This is a genomic window from Leisingera sp. M527, from assembly GCF_025141525.1.
In the GTDB taxonomy this organism is placed as follows: domain Bacteria; phylum Pseudomonadota; class Alphaproteobacteria; order Rhodobacterales; family Rhodobacteraceae; genus Leisingera.
Window position 1 is genome coordinate 1,011,145 of the sequence record NZ_CP081037.1, and the last position, 24,895, is coordinate 1,036,039.

Annotated in this window: 19 protein-coding genes, 1 pseudogene and 1 riboswitch; of the genes and pseudogenes, 9 read left to right on the plus strand and 11 right to left on the minus strand. The window is 62.8% G+C overall.

Annotated elements, in window-relative coordinates; genetic code table 11:
* Window positions 1–307 precede the first annotated feature (307 nt).
* A pseudogene (locus tag K3555_RS05080) lies at window positions 308–1,416 on the minus strand (IS110 family transposase).
* Between the two features lie 221 nt (window positions 1,417–1,637).
* On the opposite strand from K3555_RS05080, the gene K3555_RS05085 reads away from it, so the two are divergent.
* The 4 genes from K3555_RS05085 (at window position 1,638) to K3555_RS05100 (ending at window position 5,851) form a co-directional block, all read left to right on the plus strand.
* Window positions 1,638–3,410, plus strand: coding sequence for an acyl-CoA dehydrogenase (locus K3555_RS05085; RefSeq protein ID WP_260007632.1), 1,773 nt, complete (start codon window positions 1,638–1,640; stop codon window positions 3,408–3,410).
* Between the two features lie 56 nt (window positions 3,411–3,466).
* On the plus strand, window positions 3,467–4,273 hold the full coding sequence (gene dmdD / locus K3555_RS05090; RefSeq protein ID WP_129370120.1) for a methylthioacryloyl-CoA hydratase: 807 nt from the start codon (window positions 3,467–3,469) through the stop codon (window positions 4,271–4,273).
* Window positions 4,274–4,429: 156 nt separating this feature from the next.
* Window positions 4,430–4,747 carry a helix-turn-helix transcriptional regulator gene (locus tag K3555_RS05095; RefSeq protein ID WP_259990730.1) on the plus strand — a complete coding sequence of 106 codons (318 nt, stop codon included), beginning with the start codon at window positions 4,430–4,432 and terminating at the stop codon, window positions 4,745–4,747.
* A 54-nt stretch (window positions 4,748–4,801) separates the two neighbouring features.
* Window positions 4,802–5,851: a permease gene (locus K3555_RS05100; protein WP_260007633.1), complete on the plus strand. Its 1,050-nt coding sequence runs from the start codon at window positions 4,802–4,804 to the stop codon at window positions 5,849–5,851.
* A gap of 106 nt (window positions 5,852–5,957) precedes the next feature.
* Here the strand turns inward: K3555_RS05100 and K3555_RS05105 are convergent, their stop codons facing one another.
* From K3555_RS05105 to K3555_RS05125, 5 genes are all read right to left on the minus strand, one after another.
* Window positions 5,958–8,405, minus strand: coding sequence for an FAD-dependent oxidoreductase (locus K3555_RS05105; RefSeq protein ID WP_260007634.1), 2,448 nt, complete (start codon window positions 8,403–8,405; stop codon window positions 5,958–5,960).
* A gap of 8 nt (window positions 8,406–8,413) precedes the next feature.
* Complete coding sequence (locus K3555_RS05110) at window positions 8,414–9,295, minus strand: phosphotransferase (RefSeq protein ID WP_260007636.1); 882 nt, start codon at window positions 9,293–9,295, stop codon at window positions 8,414–8,416.
* Window positions 9,296–9,297: 2 nt separating this feature from the next.
* A complete protein-coding gene (locus K3555_RS05115; RefSeq protein ID WP_260007637.1) occupies window positions 9,298–11,286 on the minus strand; it encodes a proline/glycine betaine ABC transporter permease in 1,989 nt (662 codons plus the stop codon).
* Complete coding sequence (locus K3555_RS05120) at window positions 11,283–12,305, minus strand: glycine betaine/L-proline ABC transporter ATP-binding protein (RefSeq protein WP_260007638.1); 1,023 nt, start codon at window positions 12,303–12,305, stop codon at window positions 11,283–11,285. The genes K3555_RS05115 and K3555_RS05120 overlap by 4 nt, the downstream gene beginning before the upstream one ends.
* A 106-nt stretch (window positions 12,306–12,411) precedes the next feature.
* Window positions 12,412–13,359 carry an ABC transporter substrate-binding protein gene (locus K3555_RS05125; RefSeq protein WP_260007639.1) on the minus strand — a complete coding sequence of 316 codons (948 nt, stop codon included), beginning with the start codon at window positions 13,357–13,359 and terminating at the stop codon, window positions 12,412–12,414.
* A gap of 209 nt (window positions 13,360–13,568) precedes the next feature.
* Between K3555_RS05125 and K3555_RS05130 the strand changes: the two genes are divergently transcribed.
* The 4 genes from K3555_RS05130 to K3555_RS05145 all read left to right on the plus strand — a co-directional run bounded on the left by K3555_RS05130 (window position 13,569) and on the right by K3555_RS05145 (window position 17,606).
* Complete coding sequence (locus tag K3555_RS05130) at window positions 13,569–14,348, plus strand: DeoR/GlpR family DNA-binding transcription regulator (RefSeq protein ID WP_259997743.1); 780 nt, start codon at window positions 13,569–13,571, stop codon at window positions 14,346–14,348.
* A 109-nt stretch (window positions 14,349–14,457) separates the two neighbouring features.
* Window positions 14,458–14,650, plus strand: a riboswitch (cobalamin riboswitch).
* Between the two features lie 141 nt (window positions 14,651–14,791).
* A complete protein-coding gene (locus K3555_RS05135) occupies window positions 14,792–15,802 on the plus strand; it encodes an ABC transporter substrate-binding protein (RefSeq protein WP_259997745.1) in 1,011 nt (336 codons plus the stop codon).
* Window positions 15,799–16,848, plus strand: a complete 1,050-nt coding sequence (locus K3555_RS05140; RefSeq protein WP_260007640.1) for an iron ABC transporter permease — start codon at window positions 15,799–15,801, stop codon at window positions 16,846–16,848. The genes K3555_RS05135 and K3555_RS05140 overlap by 4 nt, the downstream gene beginning before the upstream one ends.
* On the plus strand, window positions 16,845–17,606 hold the full coding sequence (locus tag K3555_RS05145; protein WP_259990748.1) for an ABC transporter ATP-binding protein: 762 nt from the start codon (window positions 16,845–16,847) through the stop codon (window positions 17,604–17,606). Before K3555_RS05140 ends, K3555_RS05145 begins: the two co-directional genes overlap by 4 nt.
* Before the next feature lie 188 nt (window positions 17,607–17,794).
* Here K3555_RS05145 and K3555_RS05150 read toward each other — a convergent pair whose 3' ends face one another.
* The 5 genes from K3555_RS05150 to K3555_RS05170 all read right to left on the minus strand — a co-directional run bounded on the left by K3555_RS05150 (window position 17,795) and on the right by K3555_RS05170 (window position 23,754).
* Complete coding sequence (locus K3555_RS05150) at window positions 17,795–19,291, minus strand: AMP-binding protein (RefSeq protein WP_260007641.1); 1,497 nt, start codon at window positions 19,289–19,291, stop codon at window positions 17,795–17,797.
* Window positions 19,288–20,709 carry an acylating sulfoacetaldehyde dehydrogenase gene (sauS, locus tag K3555_RS05155; RefSeq protein WP_260007642.1) on the minus strand — a complete coding sequence of 474 codons (1,422 nt, stop codon included), beginning with the start codon at window positions 20,707–20,709 and terminating at the stop codon, window positions 19,288–19,290. The genes K3555_RS05150 and sauS overlap by 4 nt, the downstream gene beginning before the upstream one ends.
* Window positions 20,710–20,777: 68 nt before the next feature.
* On the minus strand, window positions 20,778–21,737 hold the full coding sequence (locus tag K3555_RS05160) for a tripartite tricarboxylate transporter substrate binding protein (RefSeq protein WP_260007643.1): 960 nt from the start codon (window positions 21,735–21,737) through the stop codon (window positions 20,778–20,780).
* Window positions 21,738–21,790: 53 nt separating this feature from the next.
* On the minus strand, window positions 21,791–22,246 hold the full coding sequence (locus K3555_RS05165; protein WP_260007644.1) for a tripartite tricarboxylate transporter TctB family protein: 456 nt from the start codon (window positions 22,244–22,246) through the stop codon (window positions 21,791–21,793).
* Window positions 22,243–23,754 (minus strand): tripartite tricarboxylate transporter permease, encoded by a 1,512-nt coding sequence (locus tag K3555_RS05170; RefSeq protein ID WP_260007645.1) that lies wholly within the window; start codon window positions 23,752–23,754, stop codon window positions 22,243–22,245. Before K3555_RS05170 ends, K3555_RS05165 begins: the two co-directional genes overlap by 4 nt.
* A 113-nt stretch (window positions 23,755–23,867) precedes the next feature.
* Between K3555_RS05170 and K3555_RS05175 the strand changes: the two genes are divergently transcribed.
* Window positions 23,868–24,890, plus strand: a complete 1,023-nt coding sequence (locus K3555_RS05175) for a LacI family DNA-binding transcriptional regulator (RefSeq protein ID WP_260007646.1) — start codon at window positions 23,868–23,870, stop codon at window positions 24,888–24,890.
* Window positions 24,891–24,895: the final 5 nt, after the last annotated feature.

Sequence of the window (24,895 nt, forward strand, 5' to 3'; positions counted from 1 at the left end):
CAGAGGGGAAAGGGGGAGCCAGGCCTCAAGAGGGAGTTCTGCAACATGTATAACCGCCCCTTGCGCAAGAGGTAACTTCAGAGCTGATCTTGGCACGTCACCGGGTGCTGACATGTACCCGGCCTCGTATGCGGCGTCACACATGCCGCAGGGCCCGTATGGTGTTCGCGGATCAGACCCCAAATCAACGCCGCGTGCTCATGGGCACTCTGTGGCACACTGGTTTTCCCGATCCCGTCTCACGACTGTTGCGCCAAACTGCTCTTTGCCCTCTTACGCTCCGGCGCCCTCGCGACCTACCGCTGGCTCATGCCACCGCGGCCGGAGATTGGTAGACGCCGCCGCGGGCCATCCGCTGCCCGGCAGGGCATTGCGCAGCAATGTCCCGAGAGGGGGCCCAGACGATCCGCGCCATCTTGTTCGCCAGCGCCACCCTCACCAGCACCGGTGGCTTGCGTGACAGCCTTCCAGCCAGCCAGGTGCCCGGCCGGGCCGCAGCATGGACGTGACGTTTGATGATGACGCTGTTGGCGTCAATGATCAGCAACCGCCTGAGAGACCGCTCGCCTATCCACTGCCCGGCAGGGAATTGCGGCACGCAATGTCCCGGGAGGGTCGTAGTGGCCCCAAGCCGCTGCTTGCCGCCTGTCGAATGCTGGCGGGGCGTGAGGCCGAGCCATGCCGCAAAATCGCGGGTCTTGCGGAACGTCTCGGGCGGCGGCGCAAGGGTCGCGATGGCCGCAGCGATCAGCGGGCCGATGCCCGGCACCGTCATCAGGCGGCGCGCCACGTCGTTCTCCTTGGCCCGGCGGGCGATCTCGGCATCGAGCTTGACAATCTCTGCCTCCAACTGGGTCAGGGCCGCGATCAGCACCTTGAGTGCGGGGATGGCATCGGCTGGCAAGCCGCTTTCCGGGGCTTCGACGATTGCAATCAGCTTCGACGCGTTGGCCGCCCCCTGTGGCGCGACCTGTCCGAACCCGCTCAAATGCCCTCGCAGTGCATTGATGGCCTGGGTCCGCTGCCGGATCAGAAGCTCACGCACGCGGAACACCATCGCCGCACCCTGCGTCTCTTCGCCTTTCACAGGCACAAAGCGCATCGTCGGACGCAGCGCGGTCTCGCAGATCGCCTCGGCATCGGCTGCATCATTTTCTGGCGTTTGACAAAGGGCTTCACGTAGGCGGGCGGGATGAGCCCTACATCATGACCCAGCTTGCCGATCTTACGACCCCGGAAATGAGCGCCGCCACAGGCTTCCATCGCGACAACACAGGGCTGCAACCTGCTGAAGAAGGCCAGCCCCTGATCCCTCCGCAATTTCTTGCGCAGAACAGGCTGCCCCGCTCTATCTGCCCCGTGGACCTGAAACACAGTCTTCGCCAGATCGAGCCCGACCGTGATAATCTCTGACATGACCGCTCTCCTTTGTGGATCGTTGCAGACCCACCTTGGCACAGTGATGCCGTCGGGGGGCGGTCACATCATCAACGCCCCTAAAATGGTCCGAACCGGCCGTTTCTTTGATGGTCAGCGCCAGTTGTCACTTTTGGAAAGGGTTTTGTCCCATATGGACGTGGAATCCTTCTCAAACTACACGTAGTTGGCGTGAAGGAACCCAAATTCGGAGCAATAAAATGACCTATCAGGCGCCGGTTCGCGATATCATGTTCAATATCGAGCATTTGTCTGACTGGCCCGGGGTTGCATCTCTGGCGGCTTATACCGGGATCGAAACCGGGGATGTCCAGGCTGCGCTGGAAGGGTTCGGGCGCTTTTGCTCGGACGTGGTTGCTCCGCTTTCTGGCTCCGGAGACGACACCGGTGCGCGGTTCGACGGTGAAAATGTCGTGATGCCCGAGCCATACCTGCAGGCTTATGCACAATACGCCGGGATGGGCTGGCAAAGCCTGCCGCACCCGGAGGAGTTTGGCGGGATGGGGTTGCCGCGGGCCGCAGGGGCCGCCGCGACTGAGATTCTGAACGCAGCGGATATGAGTTTCGGGCTGTGCCCGCTTTTAACCGACGGGGCGGTTGAGGCGCTGTTGCTTACCGGCTCCGGCGCGCAGAAAAAGCGATACCTCGAGCCGATGATTTCCGGCCGATGGTCCGGCACCATGAACCTGACAGAACCCCAGGCGGGCAGTGATCTGGGGCGCGTGCGGTGCAAGGCGGAACCCGGCGCGGATGGTGCATATTCGATCAGCGGAACAAAGATCTTCATCACCTATGGCGCGCACAGCCTGACCGAAAACATCGTTCATCTTGTTTTGGCGAGAACCCCTGATGCCCCGGCCGGCCCAAAGGGGCTGAGCCTGTTCATTGTGCCTAAATTCCTGGTCCAAGAAGACGGATCGCTTGGCCGGCGCAATACCGTCCAATGTGTCAGTATTGAGCATAAATTGGGCGTCAGGGCGAGCCCGACCGCGGTTCTGGAATTTGACGGCGCCACCGGTTTTCTGGTGGGAGAGGAAAACCGGGGCCTTGAATATATGTTCGTGATGATGCGGGCCGCCCGGTTTTCTGTGGGCGTGCAGGGGGTTGCCGTATCGGAACGCGCGTATCAGCACGCCTTGCGCTATGCGCAGGAGCGGGTGCAGAGCCGCCCGGTTGACGGCAGCTCCAAGGAGGCTGTGCCGATCCTTCAGCATCCGGATGTGCGGCGGTTGCTGCTGCGGATGCGGGCCTTGGTCGAAGGCGGGCGGGCTTTGGCGATGGCCACTGCAGGATGGCTGGACCTGGCGCAGCACGCCGAGGCCGAACAGGCCCGCGAGGCGTCGGAGATGGCCGAATTTCTGGTGCCGCTGGTCAAGGGGTACTGCACGGAACGGTCTGTGGAAGTCACCTCTATGGGCCTGCAGGTTCATGGCGGCATGGGGTTCATCGAAGAAACCGGGGTTGCGCAATTTTATCGGGATGCCAGGATCCTGCCGATCTACGAGGGCACGACGGCGATCCAGGCCAATGATCTGCTGGGCCGCAAAGTGCTGCGGGACGGTGGCAAGACCGCCCGCCGCTTTGCCGGCATGATCCTGTCGATTGAGGCGGACTTGCGCAAGGGCAGCGCGAAGGCGCAGCTGGTTGCAGACCGGCTGGGGCAGGCGCGCCGCGCGTTTGAGACCAGCCTTGCCTGGCTTCTGGAGACCGCGCCCAACGACCCCAATGCGGCCTATGCCGGCGGTGTTCCCTTTCTGATGCTGGCAGGCAATCTTGCCTCGGGCTGGCAGCTGGGCAGGTCAGTCCTGGCTGCTGAATCCAAGCTGGAACAGGGCGAAGACACAGCCTTCATGACACAGAAAATCGCCACCGCAGTGTTTTACGCACAGCATATTCTTGTGGAATGCGGAACCGAAAGCGCCCGGATCATCGACGGCAGCAAAAGCCTGTTCGATGCCGGTTTCGAAATCTGAACAATGGAAATTCCCGGCCTGGACAGGGGCAGGACAGTAAGGAAAAGGCCAGAACAATGTCGCAAGCTGCCAGTTCGCAAACCTATGAAAAGCTCGCCATCGAACAGCGGGACAATGGTGTCTTTATTGTCTCGCTCAACCGGCCGTCCAAGCGAAATGCGCTGGATGCTGCCACGATTGAGGAACTCATCTGCTTTTTCAGCGGTGCGCATCGCAATGGCGTAAAGGCGGTGGTGCTGGCAGGCGCGGGCGACCATTTCTGTGCTGGCCTGGATCTGGTGGAGCACTGGAAGGAAGACCGCAGCCCGGATGACTTCATGCATGTCTGCCTGCGCTGGCACGAGGCCTTCAACAAGATGGAATACGGCGGGGTGCCGATCATTGCCGCCCTTCAGGGGGCGGTTGTCGGCGGCGGGCTGGAACTGGCCAGCGCGGCCCATGTCCGGGTGATGGATCAGACCACTTATTTTGCGCTTCCTGAAGGTCAGCGCGGCATTTTTACCGGCGGCGGCGCCACCATCCGGGTGTCCGACATGATTGGCAAATACCGGATGATTGACATGATCCTGACGGGCCGGGTGTATCAGGGGCAGGAAGCGGTCGATCTGGGGCTGGCGCAATACATTACCGAAGGGTCCAGTTTCGACAAGGCGGTCGAGCTTGCCGATAAGGTCGCGCAAAACCTGCCGCTGACCAACTATGCCATCTGTTCGGCGATCAGCCATTTGAACAACATGTCGGGCATGGATGCGGCTTATGCCGAAGCCGTCGTGGCCGGCGTTGTGAACACGCAGCCGGCAGCGCGTGAACGGCTGGAGGCCTTTGCCAACAAAACCGCAGCCCGCGTGCGGCCCAACAGCTAGGCCGGGCAAATCAGCCGTCAGGCCGTGGTTTTGCATGGCCTGATGCCGCCGCAGGGTGGCGGGCAGGGGAGACGGACCCTGTATGCGGTGCAGATTGCTTATGCTTTGTGATAGTCCACATCTTGACATAACCGGTTTTGTGGTTATTTTGACGTCATGACAATATCAAGCCACAACGCCCGCGCCCTTGCTGCCCTTGGCCACGATGCCCGTCTGGCCATTTTCCGCCTGCTGGTCAAAGCAGGGGAGGACGGGCTGCGGGTCGGCGAGATTGCCGAACATCTGGGTTTGGCGCCCTCCACGCTGGCGCATCATCTGTCGGCATTGGTGGATGCCAGACTGGTTGTGCAGGATAAGCGCGGGCGTGAAGTGTTCAACCGGGTTGATTACCCCGTCATGCTGGGCGTGGTGAATTTCCTGACATCCGAATGCTGCACGGGCGTGACCCTGTCTGCCAAAGAGGAGGTCGCATGAGGTGAACAGTTCTTTTCTGCGATCTGAAACAACTATAAAACCGGTGATATAAAAATGGCAAACGCAACAAACATCCCCCCAAGACCAGGTGTATCCCTCAGGCGGTTCTTCCAACAGCAGCGGGTCTGGTTCGCCTCCGCCGCAATCCTGCTGCTGCTGGCCATTTTTGATCCGGCGCAATCTGCAGGCAGTGCCGTCTTTGCCGGGGCCGCGCTGGCGCATACGGCACCTTATCTGCTGTTCTCCATTGCCATCGCGGCCTGGGCTGGCGCTACTGGCGCGGACAATCTGGTTGCCAAGGCTTTTACCGGTAAACCGCTTCTGATGATTGCGCTCGGCGCTCTGGCGGGCGGGTTGTCGCCGTTCTGCTCCTGCGGGGTGATCCCGCTTATTGCGGCACTTCTGTCGATGGGGGTGCCGTTGTCCGCCGTCATGGCGTTCTGGCTGGCGTCGCCGATCATGGATCCGTCGATGTTCTTTCTGACCGCCGGGGTTTTGGGCGTTGAATTCGCGGTGGCCAAAACCGCAGCCGCAGTGGGTCTTGGCATTTTTGGCGGCTTGGTTGTCCATTTGCTGAACCAGAGCGGCGCCTTGAAGGATGCGTTGCGTGACGGTGTCGGAAACGGCGGCTGCGGCGGAGCAAAGCTGCGCGCGCCCAAGCCGGTGGTCTGGGCATTCTGGACTGAGGCTGAGCGCCGGGCAAAATTTGCAGCAACTGCATGGACCACGACGATGTTCCTGGCCAAATGGCTGCTGCTGGCCTTTATTCTGGAAAGCCTGATGCTGGCTTGGATCCCGGCGGAAACAGTGACCTCCGCCCTGGGCGGTGAAGGGCTGCTGCCGATCATTACAGCAACGCTGGTTGGTGTCCCGGCCTATCTGAACGGTTATGCGGCGCTGCCGCTGGTCGGCGGGCTGATCGAGCAGGGCATGGCACCGGGGGCAGGCCTTGCCTTTCTGGTGGCCGGCGGCGTGACCTCGATCCCCGCAGCGATGGCCGTGTGGGCGCTGGCACGTCCGCAAGTCTTTGCGCTGTACCTTGGCCTATCGCTCAGCGGAGCTTTTTCCGCGGGGCTGCTGTTCCAGCTCTGGCACGCAGTCTGATCTTGCCAGCCGGGGGATGTGCCAGTGTCCTGGGGTGTCCCGGCGAAACCAGCGCGGACGGGCGGGGCAGTAACCCAGTGGTTTCGCCCCGCCCAGGCGTGCCGCCTCAGGCCTTCACCCGGCTCATCGACGGGTCGTAGAGCGGGCTGAGCTGCACCTTGCAGGGCACTCTCTCAGTTGCGACTTCCAGTTCGTAGTCGCCGCTCAGCACATATTCTGCATCAACGCCATCTGAGTTGCGGATATAGCCGTAGCCAATGGATTGCCCCACCGTGTAGCCATAGCCGCCCGAGCTGAGCCAGCCGACGCGCTGTCCATTCCGGTAGATGGTTTCGCGGCCCAAGAGCACCACACCGGGATCAGCGGTAAAGCAGGCGAGCATCTTCTTCACACCCTTGGCCTTTTGCGCTTCGGCGGCGGCACGGCCCTTGAAGGGCATGTCCTGCTTCAGCTTCACTGCCCAGCCCAGCCCGGCTTCAAACGGGGTGTGGTCCGGCCCGATATCAGCTCCCCATGCGCGGTAGCCTTTTTCCAGGCGCAAGGACTCAATAGCGCGGTAACCGGCGTTTATCAGACCGTGCGGCTGGCCGGCTTCCATCAGCGCATTGTAGACGGTCTGGGCGTATTCCACCGGCAGGTGCAGCTCCCAGCCCAGCTCACCCACATAGGTGACGCGCAGCGCCTGAACCGGGCAGCCCGCAATGCCGATGGTGCGGATAGTGCCGAACTTGAAACCGTCGTTTGATACATCGTCGCGGGTGACAGCGGACAGGATATCGCGCGCCTTCGGCCCCATCAGTGACAGCACCGCGTTGGAGGAGGTGATGTCGAACAGCTGGCAGTTCATGCCGTCGGGAATGTTGCGGCGGATCCAGTCGAAATCATGGGTGGCATAGCCGGTGCCGGTGACAATGTAGAATTCGTCATGCGCCACGCGGCCCACGGTCAGATCGCATTCGATACCGCCTTTGTTGTTCAGCATCTGGGTGTAGATCAGCGCGCCCACGGGCTTGTCCACGTTATTGGCGCAGATCCAGTTCATCGCGGCCAGCGCATCCGGGCCTTTCAGCGCGAATTTGGCGAATGATGTCTGGTCGAACAGCACCGCGGCTTCGCGCGCGGCCTTATGTTCGCGGCCCACCGCCTCGAACCAGTTCTGGCGCCCAAAGCTGTAGACGTCCTTGGGCGTTTCCCCTTTGGCGGTATCGGCGAACCAGTTGGGGCGCTCCCAGCCGAGTTTTTCGCCGAAGCAGGCACCCTGGCGTTTGAGCGTGTCGTAAAGCGGCGACTTGCGGCAGGGGCGGCCGGAGTCGTGTTCCTCATGCGGCCAGGCCAGGGTGTAGTGCTTGCCGTAAGCCTCGACTGTTCGCGTGCGGACCCAGTCGGTGTCGAAATGCGGGCGGCCAAAGCGGCGGATATCGGCGGACCACAGGTCGAACGGCGGCTCGCCGTTCTTCACCCATTCCGCCAGCGCCATGCCTGCACCGCCGCCCGCGGCGATGCCGAAGGCGTTGAAGCCGGCGCCGACAAAGAAGTTCTGCAGCTCCGGCGCCTCGCCGATGATGAAGTTACCGTCAGGGGTAAAGCTTTCGGGCCCGTTGGTCAGGGTCTTGATACCGGCATGCTCCAGCGCCGGGACCCGGCCAAGCGCCTGTTCCATCAGCTGCTCGAAATGGTCGAAGTTGCTGTCCAGCAGCGTGTAGTGGAAGCCCTGCGGGATGCCGTCCTGGGCCCAGGGGATCGGGTTCGGCTCGTAGCCGCCCATCACCAGCCCGCCGACTTCTTCCTTGTAATAGGTCAGCCGGTCGGGGTCGCGCAGGGTGGGCAGGTTGGACGGCACGCCCTCGAACGGCTCGGTCACCATATACTGGTGCTCCATCGGCACCAGCGGTACGTTGACACCAAACCGCTTGGCAAAAGTGCGGGTCCATTGGCCGGCGCAGCAGATCACCTTTTCACACTCAATCCGGCCATGTTCGGTGATCACGGCACGGATTTTGCCGTCCTTGATCTCGATATCGGTGACCTCGGTGTCCTCGAAGATTTTGGCCCCGGCCATCCGTGCGCCCTTGGCCAGCGCCTGGGTGATGTCGGACGGGTTGGCCTGGCCGTCGGTGGGCATGAAGGCGGCGCCGATCACGTCGAAGATATCCATCAGCGGCCACAAGTCCAGCGCCTCCTTGGGGGTCAGCAGCTCCATCTCCAGACCAAAGGAATGCGCGGTGGTGGCCTGGCGTTTGACCTCGGTCCAGCGTTCTTCGTTGCAGGCCAGCCGCAGCCCGCCGTTCATTTTCCAGCCTGTGCCCAGGCCGGTTTCCTCCTCAATCTTGTTATAAAGGTCGACCGAATAGCCCAAGAGCTGGGTGATATTGGCGTTTGAGCGCAGCTGCCCGACCAGCCCGGCGGCGTGGAAGGTGGTGCCCGAGGTCAGCTTTTTCCGCTCCAGCAGAACGGTATCCGTCCAGCCCAGTTTGGCCAGGTGATAGGCTGTTGAGCAGCCGATAATGCCGCCGCCGATGATGACTGCCTTGGCAGTTGAGGGGAGTTCGGTCATGTCAGTCCTCAGGTGTTTTGAAAGTCGTCAAGTGCGGCGCGGAAGCGCGCGAGGTTTCCGGCGGTGTAAGCCGCATAGTCAAAGTCGATTTCTGAAGTGATTTCCGAGACCATGCTCCACATGGTCTCCCGCAGCAGCGAGGCGCATTTCATGGCGCTGTAGCGGTGCAGCAGCGCGTCTGTCACCGGTGCTTCGAAATAGGTTTCCAGCAGCCAGAGTTCCTGTTGCTGCGACAGCCCGTTGTTGGAGGCGAGCCCGCCCAGATCGAACAGCGGCGAGTTGAAACCTGCATAGTCATAGTCGATCAGCCAAAGCCGCTGTCCGTCGTCCAGAAAGTTGCTGCAGAGCAGGTCATTATGGCCAAAGACGATGTCGAAGGGGCCGGCGGCCTGTTCCAGGCCGTTGCCGATGCCAGCCAGTTCTGTCGCCAGCGGCGCATGCGGGCTGTTCTGGTCCTGCAGCGTCGCGGCATAATCGCGGATCACATGAAAGACCCAGAACACCAGCGCCGGGCCGCGCAAGTGCCGGGGCACATCGCGGTGGCAGGATTTCACCAGCTCCAGCACCCGCGGCAGCATGGCCGGGCCGCGCACGTCCGCTTCGGTCAGGGTGCGGCTTTCGATAAACTCCAGCACCGTCAGGCCGTCTTGGGTGTGCACCACCGCGGGCGACAGGCCGGCGGCATGGGCTGCACGGCTGGCCGCCAGCTCATTAAAGCGCATCACCTGATGCAGCGGGATATCATCGCCCGCGCGGACCACGTATTTGCCGGCACTGTCCTCGACCAGGCAATTCACATTGGTGATACCGCCGTCGAGCGGTTTGACGTCTATTTCACCTTGCCAGATCGGCAGGGCGCGGATGCGGTTCAGCAGATCGGATTGGCTCATGCTCAGCTCTCCAGTCCAAAGCGGATGCGGGCGCCGCGGGCACCGGCATTGACCAGCCGGTCGGCGATGATGGCGATAAAGGCGATGGCAAGACCTGCCACCAGGCCGCGGCCGGTGTCGGCCTTGGTCAGCGCAATATAGACCTCCTGACCCAGGTCGCGGGTGCCGACCAGCGCGGTGATCACCAGCATCGACAGCGCCAGCATGATGGTCTGATTGATGCCCAGCAGGATCTCCGGCAGTGCCAACGGCAGGCGCACCAGGCGCAGAAGCTGCCATTTGGTGCAGCCCGAGACCTGCCCCGCCTCGATCAGCTCGCCGCTGACACTGCGCATGCCGTGGGCCGCATAGCGGACTGCCGGTGCCAGCGCATAGAGCACAATGGCAATCAGCGCGGTGAAATCGCCGACCCGGAACAGCATCACCACCGGGATCAGGTAAACAAAGCTGGGCAGTGTCTGCAGCGTGTCGATCAGCAGGTTGATGGCGATGCCCGCACGCCGGTTGAGCGCCGCCAGAACCCCCAGCGGCACACCGATCAGGGTTGCCAGGATAACCGAGGCACCGCAGAGATAGACTGTGACCATCGCCTTGGCCCACAGGCCGCTGACCACGATCAGCAGCGACAGCCCGCCGCACAGCAATGCCAGCCCGACGCCGCCCGCACGCCAGCCAAGCAGCGTCAGCATGGCGATGGCCCAGGGCCAGGGGAGGCCCAGCAGGATCTTCTTGATCGGCAGCATGAACCAGTGGAGGAAGAACACCTTCACGGCCTCAAACATGTCGAAGTAGTTCACATTCAGGTACTTGACGGCATCGTTCCAGAAATCGCCGGTGGTGATGGTCTGGCTGGCCGGATAGTCCAGCAGCAACGGCGAGAAGCGGCCAAGAACCCAGGTGACGGCCAGCAGGGACAGCACCAGCACCGTGCGCTTGTGCCGGGCGGCGAAGGTTCCGGGCGGCGTGTGGTGAACCTGGCCCATCCGCTCTGCCAGTGCCTGGCTCAGCCGGTCCACGGCGACGGCCAGCACCACAATGGCAATGCCTGCCTCAAAACCGGCGCCGATATCCAGACGGCGCAGCGCGGCCAGCACGTCAAAACCAAGCCCTCCCGCGCCGATCATCGAGGCGATGATCACCATGTTCAGCGACAGCATGATGACCTGATTGACGCCCACCATCAGGCTTTGGCTGGCCGAGGGCACCAGCACCCGCCACATCAGCTGGCGTTGTGTCGTGCCTGCCATCCGGCCGAAATCCAGGATCTCCGGGTCCACCGCCTTCAGCGCCATAATGGTGATGCGGATCATCGGCGGGGTAGCATAGATGATGGTGGCAACCAGCGCCGAAACGGGGCCAAAGCCGAACATGAACAGGATCGGCACCAGATAAGCGAAGATCGGAATGGTCTGCATCAGGTCCAGAACAGGCGACAGGATGCGCTCGCCCAGCGGATGGCGGTAAGCCCAAATGCCAGCCAGCAGCCCGCCGACCGCACCGATCGGCACCGCGATAACCACCGAGGCCAGCGTCACCATGGCACTGTCCCACTGCCCGAATACGGCAAGGTAGGCAAAACAGGCCCCGACCAGCGCCGCCAGCCCCCAGCTGCGGCAGTAATGCCCCAGCGCAACAGCTGCGGTGGTGACGGCAATCCAGCTGATGGCAGGTAGCAGGATCTGCTGGTCCGGGCCGGAACCCAATAGAAACCCATGCGCCAGCAGGCTCAGCATCAGCTCATAAGGTTGTTCGATCAGCCAGGCGAGGGCGCGGGTGGCATCGGTGAAAGACACCGGGCCTATGGCCGCGTCTTCGACCAGCCAGGTCATGCCCGCGGAGATATGGGTTTTGAACGGGATCACCCATCCGGAGGGCCATTTGATCAGCCAGCGCGCATCCAGCGCCTTAGCCAGATCGCGGCCGAACCAGCCCAGCAGGATGGTGGCCAGCACCAGCCCCCAGGCGGCCTGTGCCGGCAGGCGCGGCTTCATGCTGCGTCCCCCGTTCCGAACAGCACCCGGGCCACGGCCTGGCGGCCGATACTGCCGACGATCCGGCCGCTGCCGTCACTTACGGGGCGCGGCGCGTCCGCTGCGATAATCTGCTCGGCCACCTCCGATACCCGCGCTGATTGCAGCACCGGGTCGCCTTCGCCGCCGGTGCCGGGGGTCATGATGCCACCCACCGTCAGCACTTTGGAGCGCGGGATGTGGCGGGTGAATTCAGCGACGTAATCTGTGGCCGGGTTCAGCACCAGTTCCTCGGGCGTGGCAATCTGGATGATTTCGCCGTCCTTCATGATGGCGATACGGTCGGCCAGGCGCACCGCTTCCTCAAAGTCGTGGGTGATAAAGACAATGGTTTTGTGCAAACGGGCCTGCAGGCGCAGGAACTCGTCCTGCATCTCGCGGCGGATCAGCGGGTCCAGCGCCGAGAACGGCTCGTCCAGAAACCACAGATCAGGCTCTGTCACCAGCGAGCGGGCGATGCCGACGCGCTGCTGCTGGCCGCCGGACAGCTCGCGCGGGTAATAATCCTCGCGGCCCTTTAGGCCGACCAGTTCCACCACCTCGCGGGCTTTGGCCTCCGCCTCGGCTTTGGGAGCAGCCTGAACTGTCAGCGGGAACTTCACGTTTTGCAAAACGGTCAGATGCGGCAGCAGGGCAAAGTGCTGGAACACCATGCCCATCTTGTGGCGGCGGATTTCGATCATTTCACGCGCGCTGGCGGTCAGCAGATCCACGCCGTCAAACAGCACCTGGCCACCGGTGGGTTCGATCAGCCGCGACAGGCAGCGCACCAGAGTGGATTTGCCGGACCCGGACAGCCCCATGATGATAAATATCTCGCCTTCGGCAATGTCGATGCGGGCATCGCGTACAGCACCTATAATACCCGCCTTGCGGATCTCCGCGCCGCTGGGGGACGGGTTGCCGTTCAAAAACACCGTGGTATTGGCGCCATACAGCTTCCAGATATTGCGGCAGGAGAGTTTGGTCTTGGGGGTCATCAATGCGGTTCCTGAACCGGTCCGCGGAATGCGGCCGGGTTGATTGACGGGGCAGGGGAAAAGGCCGGGGCTGCCTGAGAGCGTGCAGCAGCCCCGGGGAGTGAGATCAGTTGCTGATCCAGCCGGACCAGCGGTCCTTGTTTGCGGCCATCCAATCCGACACCACTGTATCGATATCAACGCCGTCCAGGTCTGCTTTGCCGACCATGGCGCTCATCTCTTCGTTGGAAATCTGGTAGGACTGCACGATCTCATAGGCGCCCGGCCATTTTTCCGGCAGCCCTGCCCAAGCGGCTTTCCAGATCGGGCCGCGCGGCTTGCCGCAATCATAGGCCAGATCCGGGTTCACCCCCGCCGCAGGATCGGTGTAGCATTCCGCGGAATAGGGCGGGAACTCCACGAATTCACCGTCGTATTTGGCCGGCGCCCAGTGCGGCACATATACCCACAGGACAATCGGGTCCTGGCGCTGATAGGCGGATTCAAGTTCGGCAAACAGTGCGGCGTCGGTGCCTGCGTGAACCACTTCAAATTCCAGCTCCAGCGCCTCGACGCGTTCTTCGTCAAAACCGCCCCAGGTGACCGGGCCGCCGACATAGCGCCCGTAGGGAGAGGTTTCCGCCGTTGCGAATTCCTCGGCACAGTCCTTCAGCGCCTGCCAGTCGGGCAGGCCGGGGCAGCGGTCTTTCATATAGGCGGGGTACCACCATTCCTCGATCGCCATCAGTCCGGTTTCGCCGGCATTGACAACTTTGCCCGAGGCGGTCGCGTCGTCCAGCGCCTCGCGCCCGGTGGTTTCCCAGATTTCCATCGCCAGATGCAGATCGCCGGTCTTCAGCCCGGCAAACTGCGCGATATAGTCTGCCTGGACATATTCGATGTTATACCCTGCCTCCTGCAGGATGCTGCCCATGATCTTGGTGTTGATCAACTGGCCGGACCAGTCGTGCAAGGTCAGTTTGATCGGGTCGGAGGACTCGGCGGCCCAGGCGGATGAAGCGGAAACGGCGGCTGTCAGCGCCACGGCTCCCAAAGCGTTGAAGTTTCTCGGCATAAGGAATTCCCTGATATGTGGCATTTTGTGCGATTCTTGGCGTCGCCTGTTATGATGGTGCGGCGATTGTGCCGATCAGTCAATAAAAAACCACAATAAGCCACAGTCACCTCGAAGAAAGTGCGTTTTGAGGCGGACGGGCGCGGTATCCGAGGGCTCATGTGTTGTTTTTTGTGGCTTTCTGGCGTAGCAACACAACAGGAGGCCCAATGACCAAAAGCCGCAAAACCACCAATCAGCGCGAAGAGGAAATCCTGCGGGCGCTGCAACAGGCAGGCGGGTCCTGCCGGGTCAGCTATCTGGCCGGCAGGCTGGGCGTGTCCAATGAAACCATCCGGCGCAATATCCGCACGCTGGAGGATGCCCAGGCGGTCCGCAAGGTGCACGGCGGGGTGCATCTGGTTGAAGATGTGAACGAGCTGCCGCTGCAAAGCCGGATGGACACACACGCCTCAGAAAAGCAGCGTCTGGCCATCGAGGTTGCCAAGACCATCAGCGACGGGGATTCGGTCTTTTTGGATGTCGGCTCCACCACCGCTTATGTGGCGCAGGAGCTGCGGCAGCGGTCAAACCTCTTTGTGGTGACCAATTCCGTGCTGGTGGCCCATGCGCTGGCCTCGCGCAACAACAACCGGGTGTTTCTGGCGGGCGGCGAGCTGCGCCCGCATGACGGCGGTGCCTTCGGGGCCGAAGCGCTTGATCTGGTGCGGCGGCTGAACGTGCAGTTTGCCATCTTTTCGGCCGGGGCGATCAATGCCGAACTGGGCTTCATGCTGCATGATCTCGAAGAGGCAAACCTGGCCCGTGTCGCGGCGGCCAATGCGCAGGTCCGGATTGTTGTGGCCGATCATGACAAGTTCAACAAGCGCGCGCCGGTGTCGGTCGGCAAGGATACAAAATTCGAGGTCTTCTATACGGACGCGCAGCCGCCGCAGGCCATCAAGGACATGCTCAAGGCGATGGATACCGATCTGATCGTGGTCGAGTAACCGGGCAGGGCCGTCATCCGGACAAGACGCAGCCCAGTTGCTCTGGCTGCGCCCGGTTTGCAGAATTCCCTCTGCATCAAAACTTTTTCTTGCCGCAACGAAAGGGATGCGCTACCCGCGCTTTACCGGTCCCGAAAGGGCTAAGAGGGAATCCGCGGTGCCTGCCGGCGCCAAACGGAACTGCCCCCGCAACTGTAGGCGGCGAGAGCTGTGCCATGACGTCACTGGACCAAACGGTCCGGGAAGACGGCACAGTCATTGACCCGCCAGTCAGGAGACCTGCCGGTGAAAACCGAAAGACACCGGGCGGGGTTGTCCGGGGAGGTTGCCGGTAAGATGCGCCGCCGTTTTCCGGTGCCGCAAGCGGGGGCCAGACCCTCAGCCTTACCGGTCAATGCCCTTTCACCCGTTCTCCGGTCATTGACACATGGAGATCGAATATCATGTTTTTGCGTTCCGGCCTGATCGGCCTTTCCTTCATCGCTGCCGCACAGGCTGCGGCGGCCAGCGAAACCTTTCCGCTGACCATAGAAAACTGCGGCCAGTCGGTCACCTTCGAGGCGCCGGCAGCGTCTTCGGTAACGGTTGGCCAGGCGGCGACCGAAGTGCTTTATGCGCTGGGGCTGGGCGATAAGGTGCTGGGCACCTCGGTCTGGTTCAACGACGTGCTGCCGGAATACGCAGACATGAATGCCAAGATCGACCGTCTGGCCGACAACGACCCAAGCTTTGAAAGCGTCGTGGCCAAACGCCCCGGTCTGGTGGCAGCGCAGTACGAATGGCACGTCGGCCCCGAAGGCGTCGTAGCCAAGCGCGAGCAGTTCCATGATCTGGGCATCCCGACCTATGTGATGCCCGCCGATTGCGTCGGCAAGGACAACACCACCGGCGGCGACGGCACCCGCACGCAGATGTTCACCACCGGCAGCCTGTATCAGGGGATTGAGGAACTGGCGGCGATCTTTGGCGAGGCTGAAAAGGGCGCCGAACTGGTCGCCGATTACAAGGCGCGCGAGGCTGCGGCGGTTGCCAAGGCGCAGCAGGTCGCGCTGGAAGATGCGTCTGCCGTGTTCTGGTTCTCGTCGCCCGAAATGGAAAGCGACCCGTTTGTGGCCGGCCAGAAGGGCGCGCCAGGTTACATGATGCAGCAGCTGGGCCTGCGCAACGTCGTTGAGACCGACGAGGAATGGCCAACGGTCGGCTGGGAGACCATCGCCAAGGCCAATCCGACGGTGATTGTGATTGCCCGCATGGACCGCCGCCGCTTTGCCGCGGATGACTATGAAAAGAAGCTGGACTTCCTGCGCAATGATCCGGTGGCGAGCCAGATGGATGCAGTCAAGAACAACCGCATCGTTGTGATGGACGCCCAGGCGATGGATGCCACCATCCGTGCCATTCCGGCGCTGGAGGATCTGGCTGCTGAACTCAGCGTGATCGGCACCAGCCAGTGAGTGCAGCCGCTGCAATCACATGGCAGGGCGTCAAGGGCGCGTGCCTGGCCTTGCCGGTGCTGATTGCAGCGGTTCTGGCAGGCGCAATGATCGGGGAAACCGCGCTTGCGCCTGACCTAGTGCTGTCGGTTCTGGCCAATAAGCTGGCCGGGGCAGGGCTGCCGGTTGATCCGATAGATCAAGGCATTGTCTGGAGTTACCGGCTGCCGCGTGCGCTTGTGGCGGGGGCCTGCGGGGCGGCGCTGGCGGTGGCGGGCGTGGTGCTGCAGGCCCTGCTGCGCAATGCGCTGGCAGACCCCTATATCCTGGGCATTTCCGCCGGCGCCTCGACCGGGGCGGTTGCGGTGACCATTGCAGGGCTTGGCGGCGGTGCGCTGTCGTTGTCTTTTGGCGCCTTTAACGGCGCGCTGCTGGCCTTTGGCTTTGTTGCCGTTCTGGCCCGGGCCGCCGGGGCCGGCGGTAGCCGCGCTGCGGCAGCGCAAATTGTGCTGGCCGGCATTGCAGGCTCGCAGCTGTTCAACGCGCTGACGGCCTTCATCATTGCCAAATCCGCCAACGCCGATCAGGCCCGCGGCATCATGTTCTGGCTGATGGGCAATATGGGCGGGGTGCGCTGGCCGGATGTGTGGCTGGCAGTGCCGCTGGCGCTGGCGGGCTGGGTCGTCTGCCGGTTCCATGCGCGGGCGCTGGATGCCTTTACCTTTGGCACCGATTCAGCAGCCTCGCTGGGCATTCCGGTGCGGCGGGTGCAAGTTATCCTGATCTTTGCCACCGCGCTGACCACAGCGGTGATGGTGTCCATCGTTGGCTCGATCGGCTTTGTCGGCCTGGTGATCCCGCATGCGGCGCGGTTCCTGGTTGGTCCCGGGCATCGCAGGCTGATGCCGGCCGCGGCGCTGACCGGCGCGGTGTTCCTGATTGGCGCAGACATCGTGTCCCGGATCATAATCCCTGGCCAGGTGCTGCCCATCGGCGTTGTCACAGCCCTGATCGGGGCGCCGTCCTTTGCGGTGATCCTGGTGCGCGGAAGAAGGGCTGCGCGATGAAGATCGAAGCCCGCAGCCTGTCTTACTCCATCCGCGGCAAGCTGCTGTTGTCTGATGTCTCATTGACGGTGCAGCCGGGTGAGACCCTGGCGCTGGTCGGTCCGAACGGGTCCGGGAAATCCACGCTGATGCGGCTGCTGGCGGGGTTGGCACGCCCCTCGCATGGCGAGGTTCTGCTGGCGGAAAAACCCTTGGCGCAGCTGACGCGCAGAGAGGTCGCCCAGCGGACCGCGATTGTCGAACAGCAGGCCGATACTGCCGAGCGCATCACCGCACGGTCGGTGGTGGAACTGGGGCGGACGCCCTGGCTGTCAGCGTTGAGACCTTGGAGCGGCGAAGACAGCCTGCATGTTGAAAACGCGCTGAAGACAGTGGAAATGGAGGGTTTTTCCAGCCGCGAATGGGCCACATTGTCCGGCGGCGAGCGGCAGCGGCTGCACATCGCCCGCGCCCTTGCGCAGCGGCCCGGGCTGCTGCTGCTGGACGAGCCGACAAACCACTTGGATATTCATCACCAGCTGTCGATCCTGAACTGCATCCGGAACCTGAAGGTGACCACCGTCGTGGCACTGCACGATCTGAATCAGGCGCTGATGTGCGACCGGGTGGCGGTGCTGTCGGGCGGACGCCTGGTGGCGCTGGGCACCCCGCAGAGAGCATTGAACCCGGAAACGGTATCGGAAATTTTCGGGATCAAGGCCCGCTGGATCCGTGACGCGGACGGGGCAGAACCGTTCCTGTCCTTTCATCTGGCGTGAGCGGCTGCGATGCCGCACTCCCGCCCGTTGCCGGATCCCCTGACGGAGACCCCGCGCCCGTTGGGCCCGGCGCCGCGCTGCCGCGCGGCGGACCGGTCAGCACTGCTGACCGGATGTTTCGCGCGCGAAACATTGAGGCAGAAAAGCTGACCTTCTTATCATCTTGCGGGCGAGGGTTGTTGGGGAGTTCAGCTGTTGGTGATTTCCCCAAGGATTTTGTTGCGCTGGATCTTTCCTGACGGTCCTTTGGGCAGGTCCGGCAGGATGTGGATCTCGTCCGGCGATTTGAACCGGCCCAGTACGGACTGGCAGATTTCGATCAGCTCCAGCGGTGTCAGGGTGGAGCCGTCGCGGATTTTGACCGCGGCCTCGACCGTTTCACCGTAGCTTTTGCAGGGGCGGGCAAAAGCGGCGGCCTCGATCACGTCGGGGTGCGAATAAAGCGCCTCGTCAATCTCGCGCGGTGCGATGTTTTCGCCGCCTTTGATGATCAGCTCTTTCAAGCGGCCAGTCACGAAGACATAGCCGTCTCCGTCGATGCGCCCCAGATCACCGGTCCGCAGCCAGCCGTCCGCGGTGAAGGTGCCCGCCGTGGCCTCCGGGTTGTTCAGGTATTCCAGCATCACGTTGGGGCCGCGCACGGCCAGTTCGCCCTCGGTGCTATCGGTAACCGGCTGCTGGTTTGCATCCAGGATGGCGATGCCGTTGCCATAAGCGATGCCGGGGGAGCCGATCTTGCGGGTGCCTGGAGGCAAGGGATTGGACAGGATCTGCGCGGCGGTTTCCGTCAGGCCCATGGTCTCGATGATGGGGATGCCGAACCGGTTCTCAAACGCGCGCTGCACGTCCGGAGCCAGCGCCGAAGACGCGGAGCGGCCAAAGCGCAGGCGTGCCCTGGTGCTGTCGACGGGATCAAGCTCTGAGTGCAGCAGATGCGATATGATGGTCGGCACCACCGAAAACCACGTGGCCTTGGACCAGCCCGCATGCGCCCAGAAGCGGCTGGCCGAGAAACGCTCGCACATGGCCAGCGAGCCGCCGGAAATCAGCGTGCCCATCACCGTCACGCACAACCCGTTGATATGGTAAACCGGCAGCACGCACAGACCGCGGTCCTGCGGTGTCAGCTCATGCGCGATAGCCGTGGTCCAGCCCCCGGCCAGCAGGCTGGCGTGGCTGTGCACCACCCCCTTGGGCTGCCCGGTGGTGCCGGAGGTATACATCAGCAAAGCGTGGTCACCGGCAGAGAGCGGGTGCAGCTCTGCCGGTGGCCCGCCGGTGACTGCCTGCCTGTCTAATGGGGAGAGGATGGACAGGTCGGCAGTCTGCGCGAACAGCCCGGTCTGGCTGTCATGAACAAAGGCGTAGCGGGCGCCGCTGTGCTGCAGGGCGTAGGCGACGGCGCTGTTGCCCGCGACCAGGTTGATCATGGTGGCGCGGAAGCCGCCGTAGAGCACCCCGAACAGGCATTCGAGCGCCTCGCGTCCGTTGGGGTGCAAGATCGCGATGCTCTCGCCCTTGGCGATGCCCAACGCGGTCAGCGAACGGGCGATGGCCTCAGCCGTGCTGCGCAGTTCTTGCCAGCTGAGATCCGGCGCGCCATCGGGGAAGATAAAACCGGTGCCGCCGTCCTCGGCGCGTTTGTTCAGCCAGTCGCGAATGGTTCCTTTGGGCGGTTCCATCATTGTCCCGCCTCCGCCCAATAGCTGGCAAAGATGTCGTCCAATGCCGGTTCGCGAGGTGCGATTTCGCGCACGATCTTGGTGGTTTGCACGAAATGCCGCCAATGGAGGTTGGTGTCGATCGAATTGCCGCCCCAGCTGCCGCACCCCATCGACAGGGAAAACGGCATCCCATTGGTGAAGGCGCCGCCGGTGGCAAAAGTATGGGCCTGATTGACGATCACCCGGCAGGCGGGCATCTCGCGGCCCAACTCAATGGCGCGGGTGTCCTGGCTTGTGTGGATGCCGATGGAATGGCCGCCGCCCTGGTGGTCCAGAATCCGGGCGGCGATGGCTTTGGCATCCGCAAAATCAGCGGCGCGGTAGACCGCCAGAATGCGGCTCAGCTTTTCGCCGGACAGCGGGTGATCCGGGCCGATGCCCTTGGTCTCCACGGCGAGAAATTTGGTGCCTTCCGGGATCTGGCCGGCCATGTCCAGTGCCGCCAGCATTTTGTCCGCGTCCTGTGCAATGACTTCGCGGTTCAGGTGGCCGTCCGGCCAAAGTTTGGCGATGATGCCGTCTGAGTCAGCCTCGGAGATCAGCGCGCCGCCTTCCTGGGCCAATGCGGTGATAAACCGGTCATAAATGGCCTCCACCACCACAACCGAGTTCTCGGATGAACAGGAGGTGGCGTTGTCGAACGTCTTAGAGGCGGTGATCTTTGCTGCCGCGCTAGCCAGATCGGCGGTCTCGTCCACGATCACCGACACATTGCCGGCCCCCACGGCCACGGCAGGGGTGCCGCAGGACTGGGCGCGGTGGACGTTGTTCTGGCTGCCGGTGCAGATCACCCGGTCGGCGGTCTCCATCAGCGCCTGGGTCTTGGCCTTGGAGCCGGGTGCAGGGATCATCTGCACCAGATCCGGGTCCAGCCCGAGCTTGGCGAATTCGGCGTGGATATAGGAGAGCAGCAATTCGCAGGAGGCGACGCCCTTGGGCGAGGGGGCCACGACGATGGCATTGCCGCCTTTCAGCGCGTTGATGATGTTGTTGGCGGGCGTCGCCGCCGGGTTGGTTGACGGGACCACGGCACCGATCACCCCGATGGGGCGCATGATCTCGGTGATGCCGGTCGCGGGATCATCGCTGACGATGCCCTGGGTCTGAACGCCTGCAATGTCGCGCAACAGTCCCAGCGTCTTGCGGTGGTTTTTGGTGATCTTGTCAGGCACGTTGCCCAGGCCGGTGGATTCAACGGCAAGCTTGGCCAGGGACCGGTTGCGGGCGGGTTCCATGATGGCCCAGCCTGCCGCCAAGGCTGCCTTGTCATACAGCGCCTGGCTGCCGCGGGCCTCGAATGCCTTTTGTGCGGTGCGTGCGCGCGCCACGATCTGTTCCACCTCGGCGATGCCAGAGGCGAGTGCGTCCTGAGCGGTCATGTCTTTCCTCGATTGATTGTCCGGGGCAGGGGCGCTGCCCCGGAGGGTTTCGGCCTGGGGGCGCGGGATCAGAGCCCGGCCAGAAGTTCCTTAAGCGTCTGTTCGCGGGCGGCCCACATCGCCTTGACCTCGTCACGGGTCATGATGTGCATGGGCGAGCCGCCGGCCTGCATCTTCTTGGCCACGCGGGGGTTCGCGAACATCTCGGGCACGGTAGCGGCGAGTTCGTCGATCACCTCTTGCGGGGTGCCTTTGGGCACCATCACACCGCGGAAATTGACCGAGGAATTGTCGACGTCCAGCCCCTGCTCCTGCATGGTGGGCACGTCAGGCAGGAACTCCGAGCGCTGCAGGTCCGCCACGCCAAGGATCCTGACGTTGCCCGCCTCCTGCGCACGGAAGGCGTCAGACAGGTTGTTGACCCCGCCCATGACCTCACCGGCGATAACGGCCTTCATCGCCGCGGCACCGCCGCCCTTGGTCGGGATATAGGCCATTTTGACGCCAGCGGCCTTTTCGATCTGCAGCGCGGCAATATGGTGGCCCACAAACAGCCCGGCGCCGGAGAAGGTCAGCTTGCCCGGGTTCTCCGTGGCATGGGCGACCACATCCGCCATCGAGGTGAAGGGGCTGTCGGCGGCGACAACAAACACAGCCGGATCGGCGCCCCAGTTGGCGATAGGTTCAAAGCTGTCGGAAGAATACTGCACGCCGCCCTTGATCGACTGGGCGATGAAGTGGGGCACGTTGTAGGCGGCCAGCGTGTAGCCATCCGGATCCGCTTGCGTCGCAAACCAGTTCCAGCCGACACGGCCGCCGGCGCCCGGCTTGTTGATGATGGCGATGGGCATCCCCAGCGCATCCTCGTTACCCGCGGTCATGGTCACGATGCGGGCCTGGAAGTCAGTGGCACCGCCCGCGCCGTAAGAGACCATCATCATAATCGGGCGTTCGGGGTAATCCTCGGCCAAGGCGGCTCCGCCCAGGCCCATCAGCGCCATGGCAGCGCCTGTAATCAGGTTCTTCATCTTCTTCTCCTCCCTTATGATTTCGCTTATGTTTCCGGGCCGCGTTCAAACGGTCAGAACAGAATTTCACGTGGCGTGTAGACGCTCAGCAGCAGCGCAAAGAGCCCGTACATCACGGCAACAAAACAGGCGGTGATCAGGGCGCGTTTGCCCCAGGTTCTGGCTTCGGAATGGGGCGCCGGATCGTAAATCGACAGCAGAATGAAAAAACCGATGGCGGTGGCGGTATAGAACCCCAGTGTCTTGGCGGCCCAGAAGACATAGATCAGCATCACCATCAGCCCCGGCACCATTTGTATGAACATGCTGCGGGACACGCCCGAGCCGACTTTGCTGAGGCCCAGGACGGCCTTGCCAAAGGTCCAGCCGGCCAGCACCACAAACACCGAGGCAATCAGGCGCGGGAACAGGAAGGCCTCGGCAGGGGCCTGCGTGTAGCTGATCCAGGCGACCCAGATACCGACCGCAAGGACCAGGCCGGAGCCGAAAATATGCTGAGACCGGTTCATGCCTGTGCCTCCTCTTTGGTGGTGTAGCGGCGGCTGCGCAGCTCCATCCAGCCCGAATAGGCGACGGAGGCAACAACCACGGCGATCAGGAAGATGTTCAGCCCGCCGGACAGGAAGTAGCCGGCCCGGCCCACTGTGGCATCGGCGATCATTCCGCCCTGGATAAAGTTGGATTCCGCGATCGGACCCAGGATCAGCCCCAGCACCAGCGGTGCGGCGGAAAAACCGAAGCGTTCCAGAAAATACATGCCGATGCCGAGGCAGGCCATCACATAGACGTCGCCCATCGAGCTTTGCACCGAGTAGGCGCCGAAGACCGACAGCGCCAGCACAATGGCAGCCATCACCGATTGCGGCACTTGGGCGACACGGGCGGCGAGGCCTGCCACGTAAAGGCCGAAGAGGCACATCAGAACCTGGCCCACCAGCATCGAATTGATGAAGGTCCATGCCACATCCGGGTGGTTGTCGAACAGGTCGGACCCCGGGAAAATGCCGTGGATCAGCAACCCGCCCAGCAGCACCGCAGCGGTGGGGCTGCCGGGGATCGACAGCGTCAGAAGCGGCACCAGCGAAGGGCCGACCATGGCGTTGTTGGCAGCTTCTGCGGCGATCACGCCTTCGCTGTGGCCCTTGCCGAATTTCTCCTTCTCGGAGGAGAACTTCTTAGTCTGGTCATAGGCCACCAGCCCGGCGATCTGGCCGCCCACGCCGGGGATCAGGCCAATGATCGATCCGGTGATGGTGCCGATGCCCAGGGCCAGGGGACGGCGGAGCAGTTCCTTGGTGGCGTCCAGAACCGAGTGTTTTTGCACTTCGATTACCTCGGCACCTGATGTGCGGCGGCCCTTGGCGAACATGGTCAGCACCTGCGGGATGGCAAACAGGCCGATGAGGGCCGCGATGATGTTGATGCCGCCGCCAAGGGACGGGTGGAAAATAAAGCGCTGGGCGCCCATGATGTCGTCAAAGCCGATGGTTGCCAGCCACAACCCGATGCAGCCTGACAGCAACCCCTTAACCACCGAGGCGGAATCGAGCGAGCCGATGACCGTGACGCCCAGGATCGCCAGCCAGAACAGATGCGAGGGGCCAAAGGCCAGCGCCCATTCGGCCAGCAGCGGGGTCAGGAAGATCAGCAGCAGCACGCCGAAGATGCCGCCGACGGCAGAGGCGAGGAAGGACAGCTGCAGCGCCTTGGCGCCCTGGCCTTGCTTGGCCATCTGGTGGCCGTCCAGCGTGGTGGCGATATTGGCCGGCGCGCCGGGGATCTTCAGCAGGATGGCGCTGACGGCGCCGCCTGCAACAGTGGAGGTATAGGCCGCCCCCAGAAGGATCAGACCCTGCACGGCCTCCAGATGAAAGGTGAAGGGGATCAGCAGCGCCACTGCCATTGTGGGGGAAAGCCCCGGGGTTGCGCCCAGGATAAGCCCGCCGATCGTGCCGCCCAGAAGCAACAGAAAGGACAGCGGCGAGAAGACGTCTCCGAAGTAAAATATGAAGTCCATTCAGGGCCTCCCAACCCGGCTGATCCCGTTTTCACGTTTCTTGACAATTCAGGTTAGGCCATGAAAATAGTATTGCAAACGTTTTCATAAGATGTATCGCGGGAGGGGGGTTTTTGGCTTCAAAACAAAAGGGTAACGTCGATATCGTCGCTGTGGCCAAGGCTGCCAAAGTGTCTCCCTCCACGGTGTCGCGCACCTTTAATCACCCCGATCTGGTCAGCCCGGCGACTCGCAAGAAGATCAACCGCGCTGTGCAAAAGCTTGGTTATATCCGCAACCGCGCGGCGCAGACGATGCACGGTAAGCGTTCGGCAACTATCGGCCTGGTTGTGCCAACAATCAACCATGCGATTTTTGCCGAGGTGATCCAGGCGTTTTCGGATGCCATCGGCAAAGAGGGGTTCAGCTTGCTGCTGGCCTCGCACGGGTATGATCTGGAGCGCGAGTACGCGATGGTGCGCAAGTTTCTGGAGCATCGGGTCGACGGGGTGGCGCTGATCGGGCTGGAGCATTCGCAGGCCACCACCCGGCTGATCGCGCAGCAGGAAACTCCGGCGATGGCGATCTGGAATTATGCCGAAGATGCAGAACTGCCTTGTGTCGGGGCCGACAACAGGCAGGCAGGCCGGATGGCAGCGGCGCATCTGCTGGAACTAGGGCACCGCGATATCGGTCTGATCTTTCCTGACACCCAGGGCAATGACCGGGCGCGGCACCGGCTGTCGGCGGTGCTGGAAACCCTTGAAGCTGCGGGCATCACCGTGCCGCAGGACAGAAAATCCGAGGCGCCTTACAGTGTCGCGCAGGCCAAGCAGGCGGCCTTGGATCTGCTTGCCGGCCCGTCCCGTCCGACGGCGCTGTTGTGCGGCAATGACGTGATTGCCCAGGGCGCGCTGTACGGGGCGCAAAAACGCGGGCTGAAGGTGCCTGAGAAGCTGTCGGTGATGGGGATCGGCGATTTCAAAGGCTCGGCTGATATTGAACCCGGCCTGTCAACGGTCCGGATCCCGGCAGAGGCGATCGGGACACTCGCGGGTGCGCAGTTTACCCGTTTTATCACATCCGATGCGCCGGAACCTTTCAGGCTGTGCTGTGAGCTGGAGCGGGTTATCCGGGGAACCACCGGGCCGGCCTAAGCAAT

What these genes read in the sequence shown, in the direction of transcription:
- K3555_RS05085 (WP_260007632.1), top strand. Translation starts at nt 1,638, where the DNA reads ATGACCTATCAGGCGCCGGTTCGCGATATCATGTTCAATATCGAGCAT.
- K3555_RS05135 (WP_259997745.1), top strand. Translation starts at nt 14,792, where the DNA reads ATGTTTTTGCGTTCCGGCCTGATCGGCCTTTCCTTCATCGCTGCCGCA.
- K3555_RS05115 (WP_260007637.1), bottom strand. Translation starts at nt 11,286, where the DNA reads ATGAAGCCGCGCCTGCCGGCACAGGCCGCCTGGGGGCTGGTGCTGGCC.
- sauS (WP_260007642.1), bottom strand. Translation starts at nt 20,709, where the DNA reads ATGACCGCTCAGGACGCACTCGCCTCTGGCATCGCCGAGGTGGAACAG.
- K3555_RS05145 (WP_259990748.1), top strand. Translation starts at nt 16,845, where the DNA reads ATGAAGATCGAAGCCCGCAGCCTGTCTTACTCCATCCGCGGCAAGCTG.
- K3555_RS05125 (WP_260007639.1), bottom strand. Translation starts at nt 13,359, where the DNA reads ATGCCGAGAAACTTCAACGCTTTGGGAGCCGTGGCGCTGACAGCCGCC.
- K3555_RS05160 (WP_260007643.1), bottom strand. Translation starts at nt 21,737, where the DNA reads ATGAAGAACCTGATTACAGGCGCTGCCATGGCGCTGATGGGCCTGGGC.
- K3555_RS05110 (WP_260007636.1), bottom strand. Translation starts at nt 9,295, where the DNA reads ATGAGCCAATCCGATCTGCTGAACCGCATCCGCGCCCTGCCGATCTGG.
- K3555_RS05100 (WP_260007633.1), top strand. Translation starts at nt 4,802, where the DNA reads ATGGCAAACGCAACAAACATCCCCCCAAGACCAGGTGTATCCCTCAGG.
- K3555_RS05165 (WP_260007644.1), bottom strand. Translation starts at nt 22,246, where the DNA reads ATGAACCGGTCTCAGCATATTTTCGGCTCCGGCCTGGTCCTTGCGGTC.
- K3555_RS05095 (WP_259990730.1), top strand. Translation starts at nt 4,430, where the DNA reads ATGACAATATCAAGCCACAACGCCCGCGCCCTTGCTGCCCTTGGCCAC.
- K3555_RS05170 (WP_260007645.1), bottom strand. Translation starts at nt 23,754, where the DNA reads ATGGACTTCATATTTTACTTCGGAGACGTCTTCTCGCCGCTGTCCTTT.
- K3555_RS05130 (WP_259997743.1), top strand. Translation starts at nt 13,569, where the DNA reads ATGACCAAAAGCCGCAAAACCACCAATCAGCGCGAAGAGGAAATCCTG.
- K3555_RS05120 (WP_260007638.1), bottom strand. Translation starts at nt 12,305, where the DNA reads ATGACCCCCAAGACCAAACTCTCCTGCCGCAATATCTGGAAGCTGTAT.
- K3555_RS05105 (WP_260007634.1), bottom strand. Translation starts at nt 8,405, where the DNA reads ATGACCGAACTCCCCTCAACTGCCAAGGCAGTCATCATCGGCGGCGGC.
- dmdD (WP_129370120.1), top strand. Translation starts at nt 3,467, where the DNA reads ATGTCGCAAGCTGCCAGTTCGCAAACCTATGAAAAGCTCGCCATCGAA.
- K3555_RS05150 (WP_260007641.1), bottom strand. Translation starts at nt 19,291, where the DNA reads ATGATGGAACCGCCCAAAGGAACCATTCGCGACTGGCTGAACAAACGC.